Source organism: Anaerolineales bacterium, from assembly GCA_016928575.1.
Classification (GTDB): Bacteria; Chloroflexota; Anaerolineae; order Anaerolineales; family RBG-16-64-43; genus JAFGKK01.
Genome location: JAFGKK010000033.1, coordinates 1 through 6,357 on the forward strand (window position 1 = coordinate 1; position 6,357 = coordinate 6,357).

Annotated in this window: 6 protein-coding genes; 5 read left to right on the forward strand and 1 reads right to left on the reverse strand. The window is 64.1% G+C overall.

The features are described from left to right. Positions 1–149: 149 nt before the first annotated feature. The 3 genes from JW929_04615 to cofC are packed head-to-tail and all read left to right on the forward strand — an operon-like array spanning position 150 to position 2,358. Positions 150–752 (forward strand): nitroreductase family protein, encoded by a 603-nt coding sequence (locus JW929_04615; protein ID MBN1438674.1) that lies wholly within the window; start codon positions 150–152, stop codon positions 750–752. Continuing rightward, complete coding sequence (locus tag JW929_04620; protein MBN1438675.1) at positions 743–1,702, forward strand: 2-phospho-L-lactate transferase; 960 nt, start codon at positions 743–745, stop codon at positions 1,700–1,702. The genes JW929_04615 and JW929_04620 overlap by 10 nt, the downstream gene beginning before the upstream one ends. Further along, on the forward strand, positions 1,681–2,358 hold the full coding sequence (cofC, locus tag JW929_04625; protein ID MBN1438676.1) for a 2-phospho-L-lactate guanylyltransferase: 678 nt from the start codon (positions 1,681–1,683) through the stop codon (positions 2,356–2,358). The genes JW929_04620 and cofC overlap by 22 nt, the downstream gene beginning before the upstream one ends. Positions 2,359–2,956: 598 nt before the next feature. On the opposite strand, the gene JW929_04630 is transcribed toward cofC, so the two are convergent. Then, positions 2,957–3,868, reverse strand: coding sequence for a ZIP family metal transporter (locus JW929_04630; GenBank protein ID MBN1438677.1), 912 nt, complete (start codon positions 3,866–3,868; stop codon positions 2,957–2,959). Between the two features lie 229 nt (positions 3,869–4,097). On the opposite strand from JW929_04630, the gene JW929_04635 reads away from it, so the two are divergent. Then, positions 4,098–4,589, forward strand: coding sequence for a PaaI family thioesterase (locus JW929_04635; GenBank protein MBN1438678.1), 492 nt, complete (start codon positions 4,098–4,100; stop codon positions 4,587–4,589). Positions 4,590–4,740: 151 nt separating this feature from the next. After that, positions 4,741–5,577 carry a 4Fe-4S binding protein gene (locus tag JW929_04640; GenBank protein MBN1438679.1) on the forward strand — a complete coding sequence of 279 codons (837 nt, stop codon included), beginning with the start codon at positions 4,741–4,743 and terminating at the stop codon, positions 5,575–5,577. Positions 5,578–6,357: the final 780 nt, after the last annotated feature.

Below are 6,357 nucleotides of genomic sequence, written 5' to 3' on the forward strand. Positions count from 1 at the left end.
ACGATCAGAACCCTGGATGCCCGTTGCGAGCGCGCGGGCATGACGAGGGGCCGTCACCCCCGAGTGGGTTTATCGGGGATCCAGGGCAACATGACCTTCTTATGGAGCATGTGGCATGCAAAAAATTTCCATCGTGAGAATCTGCCGCCATGGATGAATCCCTGATCGATCTTTTATTCTCCCGGCGCTCGATCCGCAAATACAAACCCCAACCTATCCCGCAGGAAGCCGTCCGCCGCATGCTGGAAGCCGCCCACGCCGCCCCCTCGGCGCACGGTTCCCTTCCCTGGCGGTTCGTCGTTCTAGGCAATCCCGGAACGCGCCGGGAGCTGGCCGAGCGGATGGCGGGTGCTTATGCGGCCGATGCCCTGGCGGAAGGCCAATCTCCGGAAGCGGTCCGATCCCGCAACCGGCGCTCCGTGGATCGGATCTGCGCCGCGCCGGCCGCGATTCTCGCCTTGGCGGATGAGGCCTGTCTGCCGGCGGCCGAAGGCCGGCGCGCCGAAGGCGAGCGTTTGTTGCTGATCCAAAGCGTGGCGGCCGCAATTCAAAATCTGCTGTTGGCCGCCCACGCCGAAGGGCTCGGCGCATGCTGGATCTGCGCGCCGGCCTTCTGTCCGCAGGCCGTCCGCGAAAGCCTTGGCCTTCCCGAAAGTTGGGCGGCTCAGGCGCTGGTTCTCGCGGGGTATCCGGACGAGGCGCCGGGCAAACCCGAGGGCCGCATGCTCGGCGAGGTGGTCGAGTGGCGCTGAGCGGCCGGGACGATTGCCGGGTCCTCGCCTTGGCCGGCGGGGTGGGGGGGGCCAAGCTGGCCCGCGGGTTGGCGGGAATCCTGCCGCCAAAAAACCTCACCGTCGCGGTCAATGTCGCCGACGATTTCGAGCTTTACGGTCTGACCATCTGCCCCGATTTGGATACGGTGATGTACACCTTGGCCGGGATCGCATCGGCCGAGACCGGATGGGGGATCGAAGGCGACACCTTCCGTTGCCTCGAGGCGTTGCGGCAATTCCAGGCTCCGGCCTGGTTCCGCCTCGGCGACCGGGACTTGGCCACGCACCTGGCGCGGACGCGCGGCCTGTGGGACGGCGAGACCCTGACCCGGGTGACGCGCCGCCTGTGCGAAACCCTCGGAGTAGAGCAGGCGGTCCTGCCCTGCACGGACGACATCCTGCAGACGATCGTCGAAACCGAGGAGGGCGATTTGGAATTCCAGGAGTATTTCGTCCGCCGCCAATGCGCGCCCTCCGTGCGGGGATTCCGCCTGCGCGGATTGGACGCCGCCCTGCCCACCCGCGAGCTCCTCGCCGCACTGGCTTCCGCGGACGCGGTCGTCCTGTGCCCTTCGAATCCCTTTGTCAGCCTCGGGCCGATCCTCGCTCTGCCGGGAATCCGCGAAAAGGTCGCGGCCGCCCGTTCGGTCGCGGTCACGCCGATCGTCGGCGGCGAAGCGGTCAAGGGGCCGCTGGCGAAGATGTTCCGCGAACTCGGCCGCGATTCCTCCGCGCTCGAGGCGGCGCGCGAGGTGGGCGGGACGGTCCGCGGATTCCTCCTCGACCGGCGGGATCAGGCTTTCGCACCGCAGATCGAAGCCTTGGGGCTGCAGGTCCGGACGACTGATACGCTGATGCGGAGCGAAGCCGACCGGCGGCGGGTGGCGGAGCAGGCGCTCGAACTTGCATGGGCGCTGCCTTCCGCATGAAGTGCTGGGCGATCGTCCCCGTTAAGCGGCTGTCGGCCGCCAAATCGCGGCTGGCGCCGGCCCTCACCCTCCGCCGGCGGCGGGAGTTGGTGCTCGGCCTGTTGGTCCGCACCTTGAAGGTCCTGGGCAAGGTCGAGGGAATCGAAAAGATCCTGGTGGCGGGCAAAGACCGCGCGGTCCGAAGGATCGCCGCGCAAGCCGGTGCGGAGTTCGTCCCGGAAGGGGTGCGGGGCGGTATGAACCGGGCGCTGGCGCGGGCGGCGGCCGAAGCCGGGCGGCGCGGGGCGGAGTCGCTGTTGATCCTGCCCGCCGACCTGCCTTTGCTCGCCCCGACGGACGTCACCTGGGCGTTGGCGAGGCGCAAGCGGCAGCCGTTCTTCGCAATCAGCCCGGACCGCGCAGGCCGGGGAACCAACTTGCTCCTCGTCGCACCGCCGGGGCTGATCCGCTTTTCCTTCGGCCGGTTCTCGTTTGTGCGGCATCTGCGGGCGGCGCGGCAGGCCGGAGTGAATGCAACCGTCCTTTCCCGCAGGGCTCTGGCGTGGGATCTCGATCGGCCGGAGGATTTGGACTGGATGGGAAAACTGCCGCCAAGCGGCGGTTCGGGATCCACGAGGCGCGCGAAGAAAAATCCAGTAAAACCTACCGGCCGGTGATTGTCGTGCCTCCGCTCGCCTCAGCCTGCCTCTAGCCGGGGAGGGCGGGAGGCGGCGAAGGAAGAAAAAAACAATGCCAGATGCTTTACTTCTCCGGCATGACTCACTTTTGTAAAGTTGCCTTTTTCTCTCCCAAGGCTCTTCCTCATCCGCACTCCCCTCGCTCCATGAGCCCGCGCCGGAGTGCCCGTGTCGGCGGGGTACAGGTTGGGGACGCTTACAGGAATTACGCCGGGACCGGCTTCCCAGTTCCGCAACAGTGGAAAAAAAGTTAAAGTTCGAAGCTGTCCATTTTGAGAGACGGGCTGGGAGAATTGATCCCGGAACGCGGTGATGGGAGGATAGGAAGATGGGAAGAGTGGAAGAGTAAAAGTGTTTTCCGTTTCCGGTATTGCTGCACCGGGGAAAGCAGACACCGCGTATATGTAAAAATATCCTCAGGACTCCAAACAGGGTGTTGAATCAGCTGGTCGAGCCCCGACCCGCTTCGCGAAGCGGATCCGGGACGGCCCGGACTCAATGCGGGCGATTCGGCCAAGTTTGTCTTTTTCAGCACCCTGGTGGGATTGCCATCTTGCCCTTGGGGGACCTTATGGGGCTACACTCCCAGCAAGCCGGACAAGAGAAAAACGAAAATCGAACCGATGATGATCCCCAAGGCGACGAAATGCTGATGCCCGTACTCCCGCGCGGCCGGGATCAACTCATCCAGCGTGATGAACATCATCACCCCGCCGGCGAACGCCAGAGCTCCGGGGATAAGGACCTCGAAGCTTTTAAGGAACAACGCCGCCGCCAGCGCACCGACCGGTTCGGCCAGCCCGGAGAGCACCGACACGCGGAGCGCGTCCCAGCGGTGCAATCCCCCCTGGCAAAGCGGAAGCGCGGTGGCGATGCCTTCCGGGATGTTGTGGAGAAGGATCGCCAGGGCGATGAACACCCCGAACGCGGGCAGATGCACGTATCCCGCTCCCACTGCGATGCCTTCCGGGATGTTGTGGACGGTGATCCCGATCGCCAGCAGCGCGCCGGTTTTCAGCAATCCGGGATCGGCTTCCGAGGCTGGAACTCCGAGCCGGGGACGGAAATGCCGTCCGCGCCGCCACCCTCTTCCCCGGCCCCTGACCGAGAAGGCTGGCGATCCGTCGTCGGAGTCGGGTGCGGCGGCCTGTCCGGACGGGGGGCCGGACGGATCGCCGCAGTCGCGGGAAGGCGCGGAGGTTTCGATTTCGCCGAAGCGCATGTGCGGAAGCATGATATCCAATCCGAACATGGCAAAGGCGCCGGCGGCGAACCCGACCGTGGCGGTGAGGAATCCCTGCAGCGCCCAGGCTTCGGCGACCAATTCCATGAAGGCCAGCGAGATCATCACCCCGGCGGTCATCCCCATCAGGAATCCGAACGCCCGCCTTCCGGGGCGCCGGAGGATCGCGATCAATCCGCCCAGACCGGTTCCCAGACCGGCGACCAGGCTGAGCAAGGCGGCGTTCAAGATCACATGCAATTCCATTGTTCGGCGTCCTTAACCTTCCGGATTTTCACCGGCGGGCGGGCGGCGCGTAGGGCGGCGGGGAAAGATGCCTGCATTTGATTTTCGATTATAAGGGATGGATCCGCGCGAGCGATCATTAAGGCGGAATAAATATTGGCATGGAGTGCGGCGCGCCGCCGGCGCCGGGAGGGAATGGGTATAATGGTTACGATTTAAGGGAAATCGGAAAAAGGAGGAAGGGAACGGGATGGCAATGGATCGGACGCGGGCCGGTTATGAAAAACAGCCCAATTCCCGGATGTGTTTCGTGTGCGGCCTGGAAAACGAAGCCGGCCTGCGCGCGGAATTTTACAGCGAAGCGCCGGGAAAAGTGCGGGTGGATTGGACCGCTCCGGACATTTACCAGGGGTATCCGGGGCATCTGCACGGCGGGATCGCCGCCGCGCTCTTGGACGAAGCCGCCGGGCGGACCGTCCTCGGGGCGGATCCCCTCCGCTTCTTCGTCACGATGAAGATGGAATTGCGGTATCGGAAACCGGTTCCGACCGGGGTGCCGCTGGTCATCCGCGGAGAGATGGTGCGCGACCGGGGCCGGTTTGCGGAAACCAAGGGCACGATCGAGCTCCCGGACGGTTCGGTCGCCGTCGAAGCCGAAGTGCTGGTCGCCCAAGCGCCGGACGCGATCACCGATGCAACCGACTTGGACCGGATCGGATGGCGGGTGTATCCGGATGCTTGATCTGCGGGAGGGAGGCGGGCCGAATCCGCGAGAAGTCCCGCCCTTCGCGGGCGGGAACCGCCGTCAACCGGTCCGCGGCGACGAATAAGGTACAATCCCGTTCGGGAAGGGCGCGATTCCGGCGGCCGGACGGCGCCAACGGAGTTTTTTTGTGGGACGACCGAAGATCGTCTTCGATTTATTGATGAAGTTCTGGCCGTTAAGCAAGCTGGCCAACCGGATTGGCAACCAGCCGGTGATCGGGTACTTGGTGCGGCCCCTGTTCAGCTCGAACGAAAACGAATCGATCATCCTCCCGGTCCACCAGGTGGTGCGGTCCGAAGAAAGCCTGGTCGTCCCGTGGATGATCCTCGAGCCGCTGATCACCAAGGCCGATGCCCGGGTGATCCTGCACCGCTGCATTTGCCGCCATGCGGAAAAGTGCACCGCCTTTCCCGAAACAATCGGCTGCCTCTTCCTGGGGGAGGCGGCGAACCGGATTCATCCCAGCATGGGACGGAAAGTCGGGGTCGAGGAGGCATTGGCGCACGCCCGGGCGGCGATGGATTTGGGCCTGGTGCCGCTGGTGGTGCACGCTTCCTTCGACGCGTTCGTGCTCGGCATCCCCTATCGCCGGATGCTGGCAATCTGTTTTTGTTGCGACTGTTGTTGCTCCATCCGGCACGGTCTGCGGCTGGGCCCGCAAGCCTTCTGGGATACGGTCGTGCGGGTTCCGGGGTTGACCGTCGAAGTGCAGGAGTCCTGCGTAGGTTGCGGGCGGTGCGTCGACGTCTGTTACGTGAAGGCGATTAAAGTGGAATATGGGCACGCCCGGATCGACGACCGCTGTAAAGGGTGCGGCCGTTGCGCCGACGTCTGCCCGGTGCAGGCCATCACCCTGCACCTGCACAAGGATGTGAATGTGGTCGAGGAATTCCTGAAACGCGTGGAACGCCGGACCGACATCGGCCAACTGGACGGCCGGCCCCGCAATAATCCGGCCGCTTGAGGCATTGTTCCTCCGACCGGATGCCGATAAAGACCAAGATGGTCATTGTGCTTCCGGCCGCGGCGTCCCGGGTCGGACGAAGCGAATTTCTTTTACACAGTGCCTTCCCCCTCCTAGATCCATCGTCCGGGATTGCTACTTTGCGCCGGCGGGTTGTCCTCTTTATCGGTGCGGGAGCCGCGCGAACGGCACACTCCAAGGGTTTTTGCGCCGCCCCGGTAAACCTTCTCCGGCCGGGTGGTACGGTCGGACGAATTGGGTGCCCGCCGGCCCGCGTTTTTTTTAGTATTGCCGGGCGTTCCTTTCCCGCATCCGCGGCGATTCGCTGCCGGTTTTATCCGCGAAGCGGATAACGTCAGGGATCATTCCCCTTTATCCAGCAACGCATGCGGTTTCCCTCCGATTTCTCCATCCATCCATCCATCCATCCATTTGCTTCGGTCATGCGAATCCGGGGCAAGCGGTTAGGCCGCCAAAGGCGCAAGCAGCCCAAAGGATCTCATAGGATTCGAAACAGGGTGTTGTAAAAGATGCGGGACGGCGTTATCTATCCTACTCTTGCGGATGATGAATACCCCGCGACTGCCCTCGCGCCCGCCCTCGCGGAGCGGGGGGGCGGGGGAAGCGGTGGAAGCGAGGGGTTGTCTCAAATTAGCATTAGGTTGTATCCGGATCGTTATGCCGGCGCGCTCGTAGCCGGCATCCAGGGTTTCGATCGTCATGCCCGCGTGTTCGCAGCGGGCATCCAGGAACCATCGGAGTGAATCCTGAACCGTCTGC